Here is a 15,071-nt window from a genome sequence, read left to right as displayed (position 1 = left end):
AAAAGACAAAGCCCCTGCACGGCGGCCACCGTACAAGGGCTGATGCAAAACCACAATAAAGGGAGAATACCCATGACCCCAAATCAAGTCAACGGCTTTTCAATGAAGGGACGGCGGCGGGAAGTAATGGCTGTAATGGCCAGCCTGAAACGCCGTCACCGCACCACCGGAGACTTTCTCCGGTCCATGCCCCCCACGGCGGAAGTCGCTCGGATGCCGGATAAAAGCAGCCGCTGGATCTTCCCACCCGCCAGCACAGATATCCACACCATCACAGGAGGTGCCGGATGATCTACGCAGACCCCAAACAATGCAGAATTGAAAGAACCTCTTCCACCGCAGCCCTGATGGGACCGGATGGCCGTGCCCTGATATTTATGACTGAAAAAGTATCGGACAAACAGCTCTGGTATCTTCTCGACATCCTGAACATCACCTATGAATTTGGCTGGAATATGGGGAGGGCGCACCAGATGTCGGCCCTTTTGGATAACGGAAGCCTGAGCATGCAGGAGGCATCATGATTGAGTTGACACAGCGTGAGGTAATAGCCCTGGATCTTTTTCTGGCCGAAAACTGGACGAAATTTGAGAAAGCCGTCTCCGACTTCCTCTCCCCAGAGGAAATTGATTCTCTATTGCTAAAACTCCCGCTGACTACGGAGGAATCATGAAAACAGATGCGCTGGAGATGATCTCTCAGGTCTACGAAGCCTGCGGAGAGGCACTGGAAAAGGAGAGGGCCAGACGGGAGGCAAGGGAACGCAGTCTGGTCCGGGAACAGGTTTTCCGTAAAACCCATCAGAAATAAGGAGACTTCCATGATGACACAAGCTGCCCATGCTACACCCCGGACAACCCCTTTTCATCCCGAATCCGGATGCCCCAGATGGCTGCAATTCCTCGAAGAGAGCATGCAGGATGCTGCAAGCATTCACGCCCTGCGGGAATGGATGGCCGCATGTCTGGGGGATGGTCCCAATGAAAAAGCCCTGTACCTCCATGGTGACGTATGCAGCGGCAAAAGCACTCTGCTTTCTGTGCTGGTGGGGCTGACCGGAGACGAAAACACCGTATGTATAGACTTTCAGTACATCAACAGCCCGTTTGAACGCGCCCGCATCCGGGGCAAAAAGCTGGTCATCAGCTTAAGCGGTCTGCCCCTTGACTGCGTCTCCTGTTTTAAGTCCATCGTCAGCGGGGATACCCTTTTCGGAACCTTCAAATTTCAGAAGCCCTTTGAGTTCAGGCCGACATGCAGTCTGGTTTTTCACCACAACACGGAGCCGGATTTTGAAAGGCTCGGAGAAGGCTGTCGCAGACGGATGCTGGTCGTGCCGTTTCGGCGTGTTTTCACCGGAAATCAGAGAGATCCGAACCTCAAAAACACTTTGCAGGAAGAGCTCCCGGCAATCCGGGCGTGGGTGGAGGCAATATGTCCGTAATCGACTACAACCCCGAGATTCTGGTTTTTTCTGAAAACCCCGTCCTCGGCAGATTGCAACGCTACAGTCATTACGCCATCTGTAGGATGGGCCTGCCTGCATTTCTCCTTTTGGAAGAAAACGGAATTTTCATTGTTCCGGAAGAGGTGTTTGGCCCCATGATTCACCAGTACAGCGCCGGGGTCTGGCCTCCGGATCGGGAAAAACCCCGCGGCAGATACCGGGCTCCCATGGCAGAGCCAAACCCGGAAAATTTTTGCGTACCTTTGGATCCGGATCGTATGTTTATCCCGGACGATCCCACTGAAGCCATGCTGTATAAAACGTTCCGCCATGCTTGCGTTATTGTGGGCGCAGAGGTGGTTTCTTTCCTTGAGAGATCCGGGATGATCTTCATGGAAGAATCGTTTTTTCTGGACTGTCTGAAAGTTTGTGCCCCTGAAGTATGGGGGCTTATGGATGGAAATCCCAGAAAGATAAATCCCCTGGGACGGATAATCTCTTCTGGCTGTCCCATCCCGGATAACCCGTTGAATGACAGAACACATCATCTGCAGCCAGCTCAGGCCGATGGTAGAAGCCCAGATTGTTGCTGACCAACCACAGAGAAAAACCGCCTCTGTCCGGTTTGATACAGAAAATACCAATGGGGGTTTTGTAGCTCCAGTACATGACAGGCACCTTTGTTGTGATGGTTATCATTTATTGCAAGAATAAAAACACAGCTTCATAAAAAAACCAAGCCTGAAGGAGGTCCCATGCACGTCTCCCTCACCGAACACGCCGAACGCCGGATGCGGGAACGCAACCTCGGCCTGACCCATCTGCTGGCCGTGCTGTCTGCGGGGGTGGCCATGCCCAACCGTGATGGCCGCATGCTGCATCGCTTGGAAGATTTCTGCGTCATATCCAGCCGCAGCCGGGATACCCTGCACATCATCACCTTTTACCGCTTGCGGACAAAGCATTCAGCAAAGCCCAGGCGCCCCCTGGCCATGGCCAGAACCAAGGGCATTGCCAGAAAAAGCGGTCTTCGGGACCCCAATTTAAAACGCAAACTCAAATCCGGCCACATTCACTGCCTGTGGTCCGCAGCCTGAGGAGGAGCCATGCAACCTCTCAGAATTGTTTCAAGGGAGCTGGATATCCCGGTTCCCACCCTGCACTCATGGATACGCAGCGGCAGGCTTTCTTCGGAAAAAAGTCCCGGCGGCGAGCGCCTTGTGTCGGCGGATGAGGTCCGCAAGCTGCCCCGGTTTCTGCGGCGATCCGCCAAGCCGCCGATTCCGGATGAAGATGCGGCGGACATGCGGGAAGCCATGCGCCTTACGGGCTGGCAGCCCACCACCATCAATAAAAAGGCCGTCAGAAATGAAATCCGGAGCTGCATTACATTCGGGGGCCGCAGGCTTTTTTCCAGACAGGAGCTGCTGGAAATCCAGCAAAGACAGGGCAAGGCCAGAGAAAGGGCAAAGATCCTGCATCGGGGCCAAAAAAAATGCGCCTGCTGCGGCAGGCAGCCCGTGGCACCGGGGCTGAGAATGCTTTGCAGAGGCTGTTATCTCAAGGGAGATGAAAGGGGGGAGGTGTGAAAACAGGAAAGAGGGATGGAAATATGAAAATGGCCTATGTTGCCTCCAAAAACGGGAGAGCATACGCCATCTGCTCCGCAGCCCCAGACTGTGCGGCAGACCTCGCTGACAGCCTGAAAGCATGGTCTAGGGAGGGCGCAGAAATTGAACTGCTCCCGGCGTCAAAGGCAAAGCGGCTGTTTTGTTCAGGCCTGCCACAGCCGGAACATGAAAATCAAATGTCTTTGTTTGGGGAATGGTGATGTCAGGGCGTATCCAGAGAAAAGGCGTTTCCCCCTTTAAAAACACCCGTCAGCAGCAATTTTAAGGAGGCCCCATGTTTGAATGTCCACACTGTCACCAGAAAACCAAAAGTACCACCATCGATCCCCTGTTCATCCATGCCATGCTCCGGGGGGATGCCTCCCCCGTCACCTGCGTTCACTGCGGCATTAATTACTATGGACGCATAGAGGCCGTCTGCATGGGATCTATCGATCCTGCTTTCGTGGGTAGTACACCCGCTCCATATCGGGGAGCTGCGGATATTCCCCACACACAATATCATCCATGATGGTGCGGAATTCCGCAGGCAGCAGGGCTTCGGCTTTATAAAAGGGGGCTTTATCAGAAGCTTTTATCTCAAGGAAAATGAAAGGAGTGAGGTTTGAAGTGTGAGATGGGATGGAACAATGGGAACTTTGGGATGGATGCGCCTCGCCGTATCCAGCGGCAGAGATCAAAAGGATGGAGAATGCCGCCAAATACAGTGAGTGTCTGCCGTCCCGGAAAATTCGGTAATCCCTTTAAGGTGACAGAAGACCGCAGCCATGCCCAGGCCGTGTCTGCTTTCCGGATTTGGCTGGCCGTTGAGGGCTGTACGGCTGACATGCCTGAACGGAAGCAGCGTATCCTGGAAAGCCTGCACGAACTGCGCGGGAAGAACCTGGCGTGCTACTGCAAGGAAGGCTCGCCATGTCATGCAGATGTGTTGCTTGAGCTGGCGAATGGTCAGGCCAGCAGTCATTATAAAGAGGAAGCAGGGAAAAGGGGTATCTCTTTGATGGAAAGGATGGACCTGTGATGGAAGAGAAAAAATTCTACCGAGTGAGGGATGTGATGGCCGAATTTTGTGTAGCCAGAAGCACTATCTGGCGATGGTGCAAGAATGGGATTTTCCCGAAGCCGAGAAGATTTGGTCAGGACGGCAAGCTTATAGGGTGGTGTGCCGAGGACATTGAAGGTTTTAAGGAATCCATCAAAAATGTTTCCGCCTAAAAACAAAGGGGAAGGGTTTTTACCTTTCCCATTTGTTTTTTCCATAAAAAAAAAGAAGCCGAAATTTTCCGGCTTCTTTATCGTTTTTCTTTTTTTGTCTGAGTTTTTCTATAATACGGCTTGCCTATGGATGGCCCTATGGACGATCTCTCTGGTTTGCTCTTAAGGTGTTGAAATTAAATATAAAAAAATCTAAAAATGGCGGAGAGAGAGGGATTCGAACCCTCGATGCGCTTTTGACGCATACACGCTTAGCAGGCGTGCGCCTTCAGCCGACTCGGCCATCTCTCCGTATAACTTCGTGGCGGAGGAGGTAGGATTCGAACCCACGGGGCTGTGACACCCAACGGTTTTCAAGACCGCCGCCTTCAACCACTCGGCCACTCCTCCAGCAACGGCTAGAACAGATAGCATTAAGGCTCGTTCTGGTCAATGACTTTTTTACACAGAAAAGAATCGATATGCACGTCATGATGGGCCAGAAAAATGATTTGTTAAGGCCTTTGTTGACAGACGGGAGTGAGCGTTTATAATGTTAAAGTTTTATTTTGCCTTCCCACAACGGATCCGAAAGAGTCGGGCCTGAAGGAGATTTCGATGAAGCAGAAGTATATTTTATCCAGGGATGCAGACAATTCCCTGATCGTCAAGGAATACGCCGAGCTGGAAACGGGTATTTTTTCTCTGCTCTGTGAAGAAAATTTTACATCAGAAACCGTGGAAGCTGCCATGGAAGCCGGGAAAGAATTTCTGGTGAATGCATTGCGGACCCACAACATGTATCCGCCTGCGGGTTTTGCAGAGCCCATTGCAGATGCTGTGATCGCCCTTTTTAAAGAAGGAGAGGACCGCAGGGAGCTTCTGTTTGACGACATGGATTTCATTTCCCGTGAGCAGGATGTAGCCGCCACTTATGAAAGTGATGAGGATTCTGCAGATCTCATTGATGATCTTCTGGAAGAGGAAATCGAAGAAGATGCCTATACGGAAGATGGGCTGGACGGTCTGGATGAAAAGGATAAGAAAGGCAGCATCAAGCTTGCCGATGATGATGGTGGTGTGGATATAGACATTTGATGTCGGGTATTTTCTGCTTGCATCGGGCGGTGCCGGATGTCCTGATTTTTAAGGGGCTCCGGCATCCCGCTTTGTCGGCCCTGAAAACCGCGGTTGAATTTTTTTGAAAGTCATTAGTCTATGAAAGATCATTTAAGATCCATGATTGAAAAGGCCATTGACCGGGCCTTTGGTGCAGGCAGTCTTCTGTCCCGTGAGTTTCCGGCCTTTGATATTGAAGTTCCGAGAGCGGAGGCCCATGGAGATTTTTCTGCCAACATTGCCATGGTCGGGGCTAAAACCCAGAAGATGCCCCCCCGTAAAATTGCGGAAATTCTCCTGTTTCATATGGAGGATACGTCCGGAATCCTTGAAAAAAAGGAAATAGCGGGTCCGGGATTCATTAATTTCTACCTGAAACCTTCTGCATGGCTTCCCGTTGTTCAAAGGGTACTTGAAGCCGGTAACACCTTTGGCCGGGTGGATGAGGGCAAAGGCCGCAGGGTGCAGGTGGAGTTTGTCAGTGCCAATCCCACTGGTCCTTTGCATGTGGGCCATGGACGGGGGGCTGTGGTGGGTGATGCCATGGCCGCCATTCTTTCCGCCTGCGGCTATGCGGTTGAAAAAGAATACTATATCAATGATTCCGGCAGGCAGATCCGTACCCTTGGGAACTCCGTATGGCTGCGCCTGAAACAGATTCGGGGTGAGTCTCTGGAATTTCCTGAGGACTGCTATCAGGGGGATTATATCAGGGAGCTGGCCCTTGAGGCAAAGGATCGTTTTCCTGAACTGGCCGGAGCAGACGATGAAAAGGGGGTTGCCCTCTGTGCCCGCTTTGCCGCAGACAGTATTCTTGCCGGTATCCGGGAAGACCTTGAAGCCTTTGGTGTGGTGCATGACCAGTGGTTCAGTGAACAGAGCCTCTATGATTCCGGCACCGTGGATGCCGTACTGAAGGAACTGGAAGCTTCAGGGGTTGTGTATGAAATGGATGGGGCCAAATGGTTTAAGACCACGGACTGGCAGGATGAAAAGGACAGGGTGGTGGTTCGTAACAATGGCATCACCACCTATTTTGCATCGGACATTGCCTATCATAAAAACAAGTTTGAGAGGGGCTTTGACCGGGTGATTGATGTCTGGGGGGCGGATCATCACGGCTATATTAAGCGCATCAAGGCGGCTGTGGGGGCAACGGGTACGGATCCTGAGCGTTTTCAGGTGATACTGGTTCAGCTTGTGGCCCTTCTCCGCAATGGTCAGCCTGTGGCCATGAGCACACGCTCCGGTGAGTTTGAAACCCTGAAGGCTGTGGTGGATGAGGTCGGAAAGGATGCGGCCCGCTTCTTTTTTCTGATGCGCAGCTATGAGACATCCCTGGATTTTGATCTGGAGCTGGCAAAGAAAAAAAGCAATGATAATCCCGTTTTTTATGTGCAGTATGTGCATGCCCGCATTGCCAGTATTCTCCGCAAGGCGGCTGAGGAGAAGATCCATGAAGATATGAATCAGCTCTTTTTGCTACAGGAACCCGAAGAAATTGCCCTGATGAAGCATCTGGCACGTTTTCCGGAAACCATTGCCTTAAGCGGTGCCAATCTGGAGCCCCACAGGGTTCCTTTTTATCTCATGGAACTGGCATCGGCATTCCACACCTATTACAACCGCCACAAGGTTCTCGGCGAGGATGCTGCCATGTCTTCGGCAAGGCTGGTACTGATCCGGTCTGTGCAGCAGGTCATCCGCAATGGCCTTGTTCTTCTGGGTATTTCTGCGCCTGAAGAAATGTAGTAGATGGGTAGAGGAGCAGAAGGCATGTCCCGGAATTTTCAGAACGGAGAGAAAAAAGAAGGTTCCCATCCTTTGCAAAACAGTAAAAACCGGGAGTGGATGCTTTTTGTGCTTTTTGTTTCCGTATGCATGTTTGTTCTCGGTATTCTGGTGGGTAGGGGGACCTCTCCGGTCACCTTTGATATTCCGGATATGGAAGCCCGTTTGCAGAGCTTTTTTGAAAGGGAAAAACCCCAGGCTTTGTCCTATGTACCGGAGCTGACTTTTTTTGAGTCCCTGAAGCATACGGAAGTGCTGCAGCTGGAAGATCTGCCCGTTAAGATGCCCCGCTTTGATGGAGAAAAGGAGCCTATGCCCCCTGCCCCCCTGATGGCGTCAGAGTCTCCTTCTTTTCAGGCAAGGGGGAACTCTGAAGAAGGTCCGTCTGGACAAGGGGAAGTCAGGAGGGCGGAGTCCCGCAGTGAGAGAGCAGCGGCGGCAGCACAGAAGCCCGAAGAAAAAACGCTGCCTGCTGTATCCAGACAGCAGGCAAGGACACCCGCAGCTCCTTCCTCTTCGCTGGTATCTGGCAAAGAAAGCTATACCATTCAGGTAGCAGCCATGAAAAACCCCGAGGATGCGGCCCGCATGGTGCAGCAGCTTCTGGCGCAGAACTATGATGCCTATGTTGTTTCGGGAACAGATCAGGGCGGGGGCGTCTGGTACCGGGTTCGTGTGGGCCGTTTTGTCAGCCGGGATGCGGCAAGACCTGTTCTGGCCCGTCTGGAGGCGGATCGGATGAATGCCTTTGTGCTTCGTATGGACTGAGGTCTTTTGCAGACCATGTGATCAAATTATGCTTTTTGGGGGAAGAATCCGGATGAAAATTTCAAAGGAAGAAATAATGCATGTGGCAGGCCTTGCCCGTCTGCATATGGATGAAGGGGATGTGGAACGTATGGCCACCCAGCTTGGGACCATTCTGGCCTATGTGGATACCCTGAAGGAAGTGGATACGGAAGGGGTGGCTCCCATGTCCCATGCCGTTCATCTGGTCAATGCCATGCGGGAAGATACCGTTGGGGAACATCTGGGTGTGGATATTGGCCTGTCTGGCACAGAGGAAAAAGAAGACGGCCATTTTCTGGTTCCGAAAATTGTAGGCTGATTCCATCGGGTGCTAAAGGAAGCGCCCATTCCGAAGGAGGAAACTATGAGCCTCACCAAGGGCCTTCATATACACGAAGCACGAAAGCATCTGGATGCCGGAGATTTTACAGCGGAAGAACTGACCCGGCAGACCCTGCAAGCCATTTCAGAAAAAGATCCCCTGATCAACAGCTACATTACAGTGGCAGAAGAATCGGCCATGGCAGATGCGCGTCTTGCCGATGAAAAAATCCGTAAAGGCGAAGCCGGGGCTTTGACGGGGATTCCTCTGGGCCTTAAGGATCTGATCCTGACCAGGGGCATACGCACGACCTGTGCGTCCCGTATGCTGGAAAATTTTGATCCGCCCTATAGCGGCACCGTTGCGGAAAAGCTTAAAGACGCAGGTGCCGTGATTACGGGGAAGCTCAATCTGGATGAATTTGCCATGGGCTCTTCCAGCGAGACTTCCTGGTTCGGGCCGGTAAAAAATCCATGGAACCTGTCCCATATTCCCGGTGGTTCATCCGGTGGCAGTGCTGCTGCCGTGGCCGCCGGACTTTGCTTGGGCTCTCTGGGAACGGATACGGGCGGCTCCATCCGACAGCCCGCAGCCCATTGCGGTGTTGTGGGGCTGAAACCAAGCTATGGCCGGGTATCCCGCTATGGGGTGGTGGCCTTTGCCTCTTCGCTGGATCAGGTGGGGCCCATGGCAAGGAGTGTTGAAGACTGTGCCATTCTCCTTCAGGCTATTGCGGGCCACGACCCTAAAGACAGCACCTCGGTCAATGTGCCGGTGCCGGATTACTACTCCCTTCTGTCAAAGGATCTTAAGGGGCTTACCATCGGTCTTCCCGTGGAGTACCATGGTGCCGAAGGCGTGCATCCGGAAATCCGTTCGGCCATCGGGGAAGCGGTGCGTGTGCTGGAAGCCTCCGGAGCAAAAACCGTGGAGGTTCGCCTTCCCCACATGGCCTATGCTGTGGCGGCCTATTATGTGGTGGCTTCCAGTGAGGCCAGCACCAATCTGGCCCGCTTTGATGGTATCCGCTATGGCTACCGGACTCCAGAAGCGGCCAGTCTTCTGGAACTTTACGAAAAATCCCGTTCCGAAGGTTTTGGCGAGGAGGTCAGACGCCGCATCCTTGTCGGCACCTATGCCCTGTCTTCGGGATATTATGACGCCTATTACAACAAGGCCCTTAAGGTGCGTGCCCTCATTGCAAAGGATTTTACGGATGCTTTTGCAGGGTGTGATCTGATTGCTGCCCCTGTAACACCGGCGCCGGCCTTTGCGCTTGGGGAAGTGGCGGATGATCCTCTGACCATGTACCTTGCTGATATTTTTACGATCTCAGCAAACCTTGCAGGCATTCCCGGCATGTCTGTTCCCTGCGGGTTTTCTGCAAAAGGACTTCCCATGGGATTGCAGCTTCTGGGAAAACCCTTTGATGAAGCCACCCTCTTAAAGGCGGCCTATGCCTATGAAAAGGAAGCGGCATGGGACAGGGGGCTTGCAGATCCCGCAGCCGGGGAAAAATCTTGACAGCGGTGGCAGCAAGTCCTGCCATCAGGCGGGCCTGTGAATGGATTGCCGGAGAGCAGGGTGGCCAAAGCAGAGAGCCTGTCACCAAACTTGCCATGATGGCGGCACAGCGATTTGATCTTTCTCCTTTAGAGGCGGATTTTTTGCTGCGTCTGGTACATAAGGCAGGGGGCGAAGGGGCAGAACCCGTCTCTTCAGATATCTGAAGCCAATGGAAGGAAGGCCCTTTTGGTCTTCCTTTTTTTTATGGAGATGGTATGTCTAAGATCCGTATCTTGCCGGATATTCTTTCCAATAAAATTGCCGCAGGCGAGGTGGTGGAACGTCCGGCTTCCGTTGTGAAGGAGCTTGTGGAAAACAGTCTGGATGCGGGAAGTACCAGCATTGAGGTGGCCATCGAAAAGGGTGGTCTTGCGGGTATCCGGGTGTCCGATAACGGCCACGGCATGGGATCAGACGATGCCCTTTTGTCTCTGGAGCGTTATGCCACAAGCAAGCTTTTGAGCGATGCGGATCTTTTTTCCATCCGGACCTTGGGTTTTCGGGGTGAAGCACTTCCCAGCATGGCTTCCGTTTCCCGCTTTGAGCTGGTCAGCCGTGTACAGGACGCCCCTGCCGGTGTGCGCATCGTGGTGGAAGGCGGCCGGATTCTGGATGTGGCGGAAACGGGTGCGGCTCCGGGCACGGTGATTTCCGTAAAAAATCTTTTTTTCAATGTTCCTGCCCGCAGAAAATTTCTGAAAACGGAAAATACGGAGATGGGTCACATTGCCGATACCCTGCTTTCCGTTTCTCTGGGTTTTCCCGATGTACAGTTCCGGCTTCTTCACAATGGTCGTGTGCTGAGGCATCTTGCCGGGGGCGATGCCTTTGTCCGGGCCGTGGATGTGCTGGGAAAGGAAGTGGAAAACCATCTTTTTCCCGTGGATCATGGGGGGGCGGGAATCCGGGTAAGGGGCTGGGTGGCATCTCCGGATATATCCCGGAGTACCACCCAGCGGATTTACCTCTACGTCAATGGCCGCTATGTCCGGGACCGGTCGGTTTATAAGGCACTTTTTGAGGGATATAAGGGTCGGATGATGACGGGCCGTTATCCTGTGGCCATTTTATTTCTTGATGTGGATCCCGACCGGGTGGACGTGAATGTGCATCCCACCAAGCATGAGGTGAGGTTTGCCGACGGCAGGGCGGTATGGGCTGCCGTGCGCGACGGTGTGGCTTTGGCACTGAGGGGGGAGGACAGCCGGAAATGGCAGGTTTCTTCAGTCTCCCGCAGGGAGAGTCTGGAAAAAGTCAGGAATATTGTTGCCACCCACGGCGCTGTTTCTTCAAGGCATGGTCAAGGTCTCGGCCCATTTTCCGGAGAGAATGTATCAGGAAATGTATTTCCCACTGAGGGGCCGGGGGAGGCAGAAGGTCTCTCTGTTTCAGGAGATGATATTAAGGATGGGGCAGGGTCTGTATCTTCTTTTTCTGCAGAGGCAGAGCCTTTGTCCGGTGAAGTGGTGGGGGAGCCTGCAGCATCCGGAGATCCGGGGCATGCTTTTTCTCCGGAAGCCATGGTCTCCGGAAATGGAGAACAAAGGGGATGGGCAGGAGAGATCCGGCAGGAAAGGCCCCTTTTTTCCGGTCAGGGGGACAGGTCCGGTGTTTTTCCTGTACCGGACCCCCAGGGAATACTTTGGGAGAAAAAAGCATTTTATTCGGAACTGAAGATCATTGGTCAGCTCCATAATACCTATATTCTCTGTGAGTCCGAAGCGGGGCTGGTGCTGGTGGATCAGCATGCGGCCCATGAACGGGTGCGTTACGAGGCCTTGAGGCGGCGGCATGAAAAGGGCAAAGGCCTTTCCCAGCAGCTTCTGATTCCTCAGGTGGTGGAGCTTGGTTTCCGTGAAACGGATCTGGCCAGGGGGCTTATGCCGTTAATGGAGGCTCTGGGGCTATATGTGGAGCCCTTTGGTGGCAACTCCTTTGTGATTAAGGCCGTTCCCGATCTTCTTTCCCACGGGGATCTGGGGCAGGTTTTTGCGGATATGGTTGCAGAGATCGTGGCGGCGGGGCATACAGAAAGCCTTGCGGAGGCATTGGATGAGTGTCTGATTCTTATGGCCTGTCACTCGGCCATCCGGGCCAATCAGGCTTTGAAGCCCGAAGAGATCCGGCATCTTTTCCATGAGCTGGACGCCTGCGCCCAGCCTTCCCGGTGCCCCCATGGCAGACCCATCTGGATTCAGTGGGAAAAACGTTTTCTGGAAAAAAGTTTTGGCAGGGTGGGATAAAAAACGGACACCGGAGAGCCCAGGCGTCTTTAGCATGGTTCTGCTGCAAAAAAGGCAGGAAATTTTAACCAGATTCTTCTGTTTCCTGTAAAATTTGTCTGATTTTTTTTTCAATGACAGCAGGTGTAAAGGGTTTGACCACATAGTTTGTGGCACCAATTTCCATGGCTTTAAGGATGTGTTCCCGGGTGCCTTCTGCCGTTATCATCAGTACTGGGATGTTTTTATAGTCTTCACTTTTGCGCATCATACTGAGGAGTTCGGGGCCGGTCATTTTTGGCATATTCCAGTCGAGAAGGATCAGGTCAATGGCGGGTTTTATCTGAAGTCTCAGCCAGGCTGCTCCGCCATCGCTGGCATAGCTTATTTTTGTCAGGCCAAGGGTTTTCAGTATGTTACCAAGGATCTGGCGCATGATCTGCTCATCATCGGCAACAAGAATATTGATATCCGCATCAATCTTGTTCAAGGGGGCCTGCCATTTTTTTTGGGTCATGGGCGCTCCTGAGAAAAAGAATTCAGATTCTTTTTTTGATCTTTTTTCAGAATCTAAGTCCTTTGGTTCAGATTCGGTTTATCCATCTGGTTTATATACTGTTGCTGTATGGAATTTTCTTTCTGATCTGTGATTTCCTGGAAGAGCGTCCCCTTTTTTCCCCGATGATGCCGGTAGCAGGTATCAGAAGAGTCCATGTGCTTTTGTGAAAAAATAGTTCCTGTTCTTCAGCTTTTGATACGACAGGATTAAATTCTATCAGCAGGGCATGCTAAAGACAAGAAGAAGCTTTTGGCGGATCCCCCATTACCCTTCTCTTGCCTTTTTTCGAATTTTTGAAAAGACCTTCCCCTGCATGGAGATATGCCGCAGGAATGAATAGTATTGCCTGTTATTTACTTAAAAAATTCAAACTTTGAACCTTTTTCTTTATTTAAAACTGTAAAAGGGCTGATCTTGTTTTACCCATAGGAAGGTGTAACTGAATTTGATGGAAGATTTGGAGGGGGGCTGATCATCTTGTAAAATAGCCTGTACTCTGATAGTAAAAATGTCGTGGTCTGCTCCTGAGCGGGAGAGATCGCAGGCGATTGCTTATGCGCCTTTTTCGATCCGTAGAATTGGGTACCATAAACGCTGAAAACCATAAATAATTAAGAGCGGATCGTCGTGAGAAAACGGGATGGACCGTTAGCTGTTTCCATGGCGGCTCCAGTGGGCCTGGTGCTGTTAAGAACCGCTGGTATTACGTTCGTTTTGTTCGTTAAGAAACTGTGTGTTCCGGGGAGTTTTTTCGGAGCGAGTCTTTAATGTTTGTATATAAAAAGGAGTCTGCTGAATGTCTGATCAGGAAGGTATTGAAACCATTACCATTGACGGAAAAAGCTACAAGTTGAATGAGCTGAGCGAGAAAGCTCGAAATCAGATCATTAACCTGAGGGTAACGGATCAGGAAATTGCCCGCCTCAACCAGAAGCTTGCCATCGCCCAGACTGCAAGGGCCTCCTATGCCAGTGCTCTTCAGCAGGAACTGAAGGCAGATTGATAATTTAAAATGAATTCTATCCTTTACGCCTGTGCTGACTGCACAAATGCGTAAAGGTTTTTTTATAAAGGGTCAGAGAAAGAGGTTTTAAATGCAAAGATTTATTGCCCTTCAGCGCTCTCTGCATCAGGGAGCAGGCTGGAAACGTGCGGAGACTTTTACCTTTGCAGCTGAGGATGCCGTTGCCCCTGTGCTGGCCATTGAGCTGCCCCATCTTCTTCCGACCATGCCGCTGGGTTTTATTTTTCAGGAAGAACCGTCAATTTATCAGATGGTTGCGCTACAGTCGCTGACACCGGGCCTGAATCTTTTCATACATCCGGATGGCCGCTGGCTTGGAGGATATATTCCTGCCGTTTACAGAGGCTACCCTTTCAGGCTTCTGCCCGTGGAGGGAAGCAACCGGCAGGCACTGTGTGTAGATACGCAAAGCGGTCTTTTCCATGAGAATTCGGAGGCTGATGATGTTTCTTTTTTTACCCCCGAAGGAGAAATGACTCAGGACCTGAAAAATGTTTTTTCTTTTTTAAAGCAATGCGAGGAAGACCGGTTCAAAACCCAGGAAGCGGTAAACCTTATAAGCAGCATGGGGTTGATTGCTCCATGGAAAATTCGTGTGCAGAATGAGGGCGTAAAGGAAGAAGCGGCACAGTTTGTTAAAGGTCTTTTTAAAATTGATGAGCAGGCACTGAAGGGCCTTGAACCTGAAAAAGTGGGAGTTTTAAGCAAAACGGGGGCCCTTTCCCTTGTATATGCCCAGCTTTTTTCCCAGCATCGTCTCGCTGGTCTGACTAAGCTTTATCAACTCCGAAAAGAAATTGTTGCTTCAACAAAAGTACCGGAAATCAATCTGGACGAGATTTTCGGGGGCAGTGACGATACCTTGAAATTTTGAAAGATTTCCGTTTGTCCAATATGAAAACTGAATATCTTGCCAAAATTACCCGGCTTACCCCTGAAAAGATCGAAGCCATCCTTGCCGCCAGTGACAAAGGCCTTGATATTCTTTTGTCCAAAGATGACAGCATCCATTAGCTATTGCAGAAAAGAGGCACCCCTTTTTTGTAATGCCGGAGGAAGCAGGGTTGATTTGGGTAGTTGGTGGCATTCATGGCGTGTTTGATCCATACTTCTCGCTGAGTAACCCGGCTGAACCTTGTTGGTCAGAAAGCCCCGTTTTTTTAAACGGGCATTTTTTTGCCCTGAAGGACGATTTATTCCTTGACGAGGGGTGAAAAAGATGCAAAGTCTTTTTCATTTGCATCATGAAAAGGCCCTTCATGGGTTCGATTCTAAAAAGAGGCGGTATTTTTACGATATGAAGATTCTCGTTACAGGTGGTGCCGGGTTTATTGGCTCTGCCCTGATCCGTTATATTATCGAAAACACCCCTGACAGCGTTGTCAATGTGGATAAGCTCACCTATGC

The 15,071-nt window shown here is 51.4% G+C and carries 22 protein-coding genes and 2 tRNA genes; 21 read left to right on the top strand and 3 right to left on the bottom strand.

The annotated features are described in order from the left end of the window. The first annotated feature begins 72 nt into the window (after positions 1-72). From LZ24_RS12245 to LZ24_RS12205, 11 genes are all read left to right on the top strand, one after another. Positions 73-291: a hypothetical protein gene (locus LZ24_RS12245; protein ID WP_144685595.1), complete on the top strand. Its 219-nt coding sequence runs from the start codon at positions 73-75 to the stop codon at positions 289-291. Next, positions 288-524 (top strand): hypothetical protein, encoded by a 237-nt coding sequence (locus LZ24_RS12240; protein WP_144685594.1) that lies wholly within the window; start codon positions 288-290, stop codon positions 522-524. The genes LZ24_RS12245 and LZ24_RS12240 overlap by 4 nt, the downstream gene beginning before the upstream one ends. Next, complete coding sequence (locus LZ24_RS17265; protein ID WP_186443116.1) at positions 521-673, top strand: hypothetical protein; 153 nt, start codon at positions 521-523, stop codon at positions 671-673. The genes LZ24_RS12240 and LZ24_RS17265 overlap by 4 nt, the downstream gene beginning before the upstream one ends. After that, positions 670-810 carry a hypothetical protein gene (locus LZ24_RS17260; RefSeq protein ID WP_186443115.1) on the top strand — a complete coding sequence of 47 codons (141 nt, stop codon included), beginning with the start codon at positions 670-672 and terminating at the stop codon, positions 808-810. Before LZ24_RS17265 ends, LZ24_RS17260 begins: the two co-directional genes overlap by 4 nt. A 10-nt stretch (positions 811-820) precedes the next feature. Then, the gene (locus LZ24_RS12235) at positions 821-1,444 is read left to right on the top strand and encodes a phage/plasmid primase, P4 family (protein WP_144685593.1); all 624 of its coding nucleotides are present in this window, start codon (positions 821-823) and stop codon (positions 1,442-1,444) included. Next, positions 1,435-2,040, top strand: a complete 606-nt coding sequence (locus LZ24_RS12230) for a hypothetical protein (protein ID WP_144685592.1) — start codon at positions 1,435-1,437, stop codon at positions 2,038-2,040. The genes LZ24_RS12235 and LZ24_RS12230 overlap by 10 nt, the downstream gene beginning before the upstream one ends. A gap of 162 nt (positions 2,041-2,202) precedes the next feature. Beyond that, positions 2,203-2,544: a DUF4258 domain-containing protein gene (locus LZ24_RS12225; RefSeq protein WP_144685591.1), complete on the top strand. Its 342-nt coding sequence runs from the start codon at positions 2,203-2,205 to the stop codon at positions 2,542-2,544. A gap of 9 nt (positions 2,545-2,553) precedes the next feature. Next, entirely contained in the window at positions 2,554-3,036 is a 483-nt protein-coding gene (locus tag LZ24_RS12220) for a MerR family transcriptional regulator (RefSeq protein WP_144685590.1), read from the top strand. A 316-nt stretch (positions 3,037-3,352) separates the two neighbouring features. Then, positions 3,353-3,589, top strand: coding sequence for a hypothetical protein (locus LZ24_RS12215; RefSeq protein ID WP_144685589.1), 237 nt, complete (start codon positions 3,353-3,355; stop codon positions 3,587-3,589). Between the two features lie 105 nt (positions 3,590-3,694). Then, on the top strand, positions 3,695-4,099 hold the full coding sequence (locus LZ24_RS12210; protein WP_342779299.1) for a DUF4326 domain-containing protein: 405 nt from the start codon (positions 3,695-3,697) through the stop codon (positions 4,097-4,099). Beyond that, positions 4,099-4,293, top strand: a complete 195-nt coding sequence (locus LZ24_RS12205; RefSeq protein WP_144685588.1) for a helix-turn-helix transcriptional regulator — start codon at positions 4,099-4,101, stop codon at positions 4,291-4,293. Before LZ24_RS12210 ends, LZ24_RS12205 begins: the two co-directional genes overlap by 1 nt. Positions 4,294-4,492: 199 nt before the next feature. On the opposite strand, the gene LZ24_RS12200 is transcribed toward LZ24_RS12205, so the two are convergent. Continuing rightward, a tRNA-Ser gene (locus LZ24_RS12200) sits at positions 4,493-4,584 on the bottom strand. Positions 4,585-4,595: 11 nt separating this feature from the next. Further along, positions 4,596-4,683 (bottom strand) — tRNA-Ser (locus LZ24_RS12195). A gap of 207 nt (positions 4,684-4,890) precedes the next feature. On the opposite strand from LZ24_RS12195, the gene LZ24_RS12190 reads away from it, so the two are divergent. The 7 genes from LZ24_RS12190 (at position 4,891) to mutL (ending at position 12,102) form a co-directional block, all read left to right on the top strand. Further along, positions 4,891-5,370, top strand: coding sequence for a hypothetical protein (locus LZ24_RS12190; protein ID WP_144685587.1), 480 nt, complete (start codon positions 4,891-4,893; stop codon positions 5,368-5,370). Positions 5,371-5,490: 120 nt separating this feature from the next. Further along, a complete protein-coding gene (argS, locus tag LZ24_RS12185) occupies positions 5,491-7,143 on the top strand; it encodes an arginine--tRNA ligase (RefSeq protein WP_144685586.1) in 1,653 nt (550 codons plus the stop codon). A 24-nt stretch (positions 7,144-7,167) separates the two neighbouring features. After that, the gene (locus LZ24_RS12180) at positions 7,168-7,950 is read left to right on the top strand and encodes an SPOR domain-containing protein (protein ID WP_186443114.1); all 783 of its coding nucleotides are present in this window, start codon (positions 7,168-7,170) and stop codon (positions 7,948-7,950) included. Positions 7,951-8,002: 52 nt separating this feature from the next. Then, positions 8,003-8,290 (top strand): Asp-tRNA(Asn)/Glu-tRNA(Gln) amidotransferase subunit GatC, encoded by a 288-nt coding sequence (gene gatC, locus LZ24_RS12175; protein WP_144685584.1) that lies wholly within the window; start codon positions 8,003-8,005, stop codon positions 8,288-8,290. 45 nt (positions 8,291-8,335) lie between these two features. Next, positions 8,336-9,817 carry an Asp-tRNA(Asn)/Glu-tRNA(Gln) amidotransferase subunit GatA gene (gatA, locus tag LZ24_RS12170; RefSeq protein ID WP_144685583.1) on the top strand — a complete coding sequence of 494 codons (1,482 nt, stop codon included), beginning with the start codon at positions 8,336-8,338 and terminating at the stop codon, positions 9,815-9,817. Further along, positions 9,814-10,023, top strand: coding sequence for a hypothetical protein (locus tag LZ24_RS12165; protein ID WP_144685582.1), 210 nt, complete (start codon positions 9,814-9,816; stop codon positions 10,021-10,023). The genes gatA and LZ24_RS12165 overlap by 4 nt, the downstream gene beginning before the upstream one ends. Before the next feature lie 51 nt (positions 10,024-10,074). Next, positions 10,075-12,102: a DNA mismatch repair endonuclease MutL gene (gene mutL / locus LZ24_RS12160; RefSeq protein ID WP_144685581.1), complete on the top strand. Its 2,028-nt coding sequence runs from the start codon at positions 10,075-10,077 to the stop codon at positions 12,100-12,102. A 64-nt stretch (positions 12,103-12,166) separates the two neighbouring features. Here the strand turns inward: mutL and LZ24_RS12155 are convergent, their stop codons facing one another. Beyond that, a complete protein-coding gene (locus LZ24_RS12155; protein WP_144685580.1) occupies positions 12,167-12,598 on the bottom strand; it encodes a response regulator in 432 nt (143 codons plus the stop codon). Between the two features lie 838 nt (positions 12,599-13,436). Between LZ24_RS12155 and LZ24_RS12150 the strand changes: the two genes are divergently transcribed. The 3 genes from LZ24_RS12150 to LZ24_RS18010 form a co-directional block, all read left to right on the top strand. Further along, entirely contained in the window at positions 13,437-13,643 is a 207-nt protein-coding gene (locus LZ24_RS12150) for a DUF6447 family protein (protein WP_144685579.1), read from the top strand. 91 nt (positions 13,644-13,734) lie between these two features. Then, on the top strand, positions 13,735-14,538 hold the full coding sequence (locus tag LZ24_RS12145; RefSeq protein ID WP_144685578.1) for a SapC family protein: 804 nt from the start codon (positions 13,735-13,737) through the stop codon (positions 14,536-14,538). Positions 14,539-14,883: 345 nt separating this feature from the next. Continuing rightward, positions 14,884-15,071: NAD-dependent epimerase/dehydratase family protein (locus LZ24_RS18010; RefSeq protein ID WP_342779297.1), on the top strand; the 188-nt coding region annotated here is incomplete at its 3' end.

Source organism: Desulfobotulus alkaliphilus, assembly GCF_007830435.1.
In the GTDB taxonomy this organism is placed as follows: Bacteria; Desulfobacterota; Desulfobacteria; order Desulfobacterales; family ASO4-4; genus Desulfobotulus; species Desulfobotulus alkaliphilus.
The sequence above is the reverse complement of the archived record's forward strand: the minus strand, read 5'-3'. Positions and strand labels throughout refer to the sequence as shown.

What these genes read in the sequence shown, in the direction of transcription:
- LZ24_RS12245 (WP_144685595.1), top strand. Translation starts at nt 73, where the DNA reads ATGACCCCAAATCAAGTCAACGGCTTTTCAATGAAGGGACGGCGGCGG.
- LZ24_RS12240 (WP_144685594.1), top strand. Translation starts at nt 288, where the DNA reads ATGATCTACGCAGACCCCAAACAATGCAGAATTGAAAGAACCTCTTCC.
- LZ24_RS17265 (WP_186443116.1), top strand. Translation starts at nt 521, where the DNA reads ATGATTGAGTTGACACAGCGTGAGGTAATAGCCCTGGATCTTTTTCTG.
- LZ24_RS17260 (WP_186443115.1), top strand. Translation starts at nt 670, where the DNA reads ATGAAAACAGATGCGCTGGAGATGATCTCTCAGGTCTACGAAGCCTGC.
- LZ24_RS12235 (WP_144685593.1), top strand. Translation starts at nt 821, where the DNA reads ATGATGACACAAGCTGCCCATGCTACACCCCGGACAACCCCTTTTCAT.
- LZ24_RS12230 (WP_144685592.1), top strand. Translation starts at nt 1,435, where the DNA reads ATGTCCGTAATCGACTACAACCCCGAGATTCTGGTTTTTTCTGAAAAC.
- LZ24_RS12225 (WP_144685591.1), top strand. Translation starts at nt 2,203, where the DNA reads ATGCACGTCTCCCTCACCGAACACGCCGAACGCCGGATGCGGGAACGC.
- LZ24_RS12220 (WP_144685590.1), top strand. Translation starts at nt 2,554, where the DNA reads ATGCAACCTCTCAGAATTGTTTCAAGGGAGCTGGATATCCCGGTTCCC.
- LZ24_RS12215 (WP_144685589.1), top strand. Translation starts at nt 3,353, where the DNA reads ATGTTTGAATGTCCACACTGTCACCAGAAAACCAAAAGTACCACCATC.
- LZ24_RS12210 (WP_342779299.1), top strand. Translation starts at nt 3,695, where the DNA reads ATGGGATGGAACAATGGGAACTTTGGGATGGATGCGCCTCGCCGTATC.
- LZ24_RS12205 (WP_144685588.1), top strand. Translation starts at nt 4,099, where the DNA reads ATGGAAGAGAAAAAATTCTACCGAGTGAGGGATGTGATGGCCGAATTT.
- LZ24_RS12190 (WP_144685587.1), top strand. Translation starts at nt 4,891, where the DNA reads ATGAAGCAGAAGTATATTTTATCCAGGGATGCAGACAATTCCCTGATC.
- argS (WP_144685586.1), top strand. Translation starts at nt 5,491, where the DNA reads ATGAAAGATCATTTAAGATCCATGATTGAAAAGGCCATTGACCGGGCC.
- LZ24_RS12180 (WP_186443114.1), top strand. Translation starts at nt 7,168, where the DNA reads ATGTCCCGGAATTTTCAGAACGGAGAGAAAAAAGAAGGTTCCCATCCT.
- gatC (WP_144685584.1), top strand. Translation starts at nt 8,003, where the DNA reads ATGAAAATTTCAAAGGAAGAAATAATGCATGTGGCAGGCCTTGCCCGT.
- gatA (WP_144685583.1), top strand. Translation starts at nt 8,336, where the DNA reads ATGAGCCTCACCAAGGGCCTTCATATACACGAAGCACGAAAGCATCTG.
- mutL (WP_144685581.1), top strand. Translation starts at nt 10,075, where the DNA reads ATGTCTAAGATCCGTATCTTGCCGGATATTCTTTCCAATAAAATTGCC.
- LZ24_RS12155 (WP_144685580.1), bottom strand. Translation starts at nt 12,598, where the DNA reads ATGACCCAAAAAAAATGGCAGGCCCCCTTGAACAAGATTGATGCGGAT.
- LZ24_RS12150 (WP_144685579.1), top strand. Translation starts at nt 13,437, where the DNA reads ATGTCTGATCAGGAAGGTATTGAAACCATTACCATTGACGGAAAAAGC.
- LZ24_RS12145 (WP_144685578.1), top strand. Translation starts at nt 13,735, where the DNA reads ATGCAAAGATTTATTGCCCTTCAGCGCTCTCTGCATCAGGGAGCAGGC.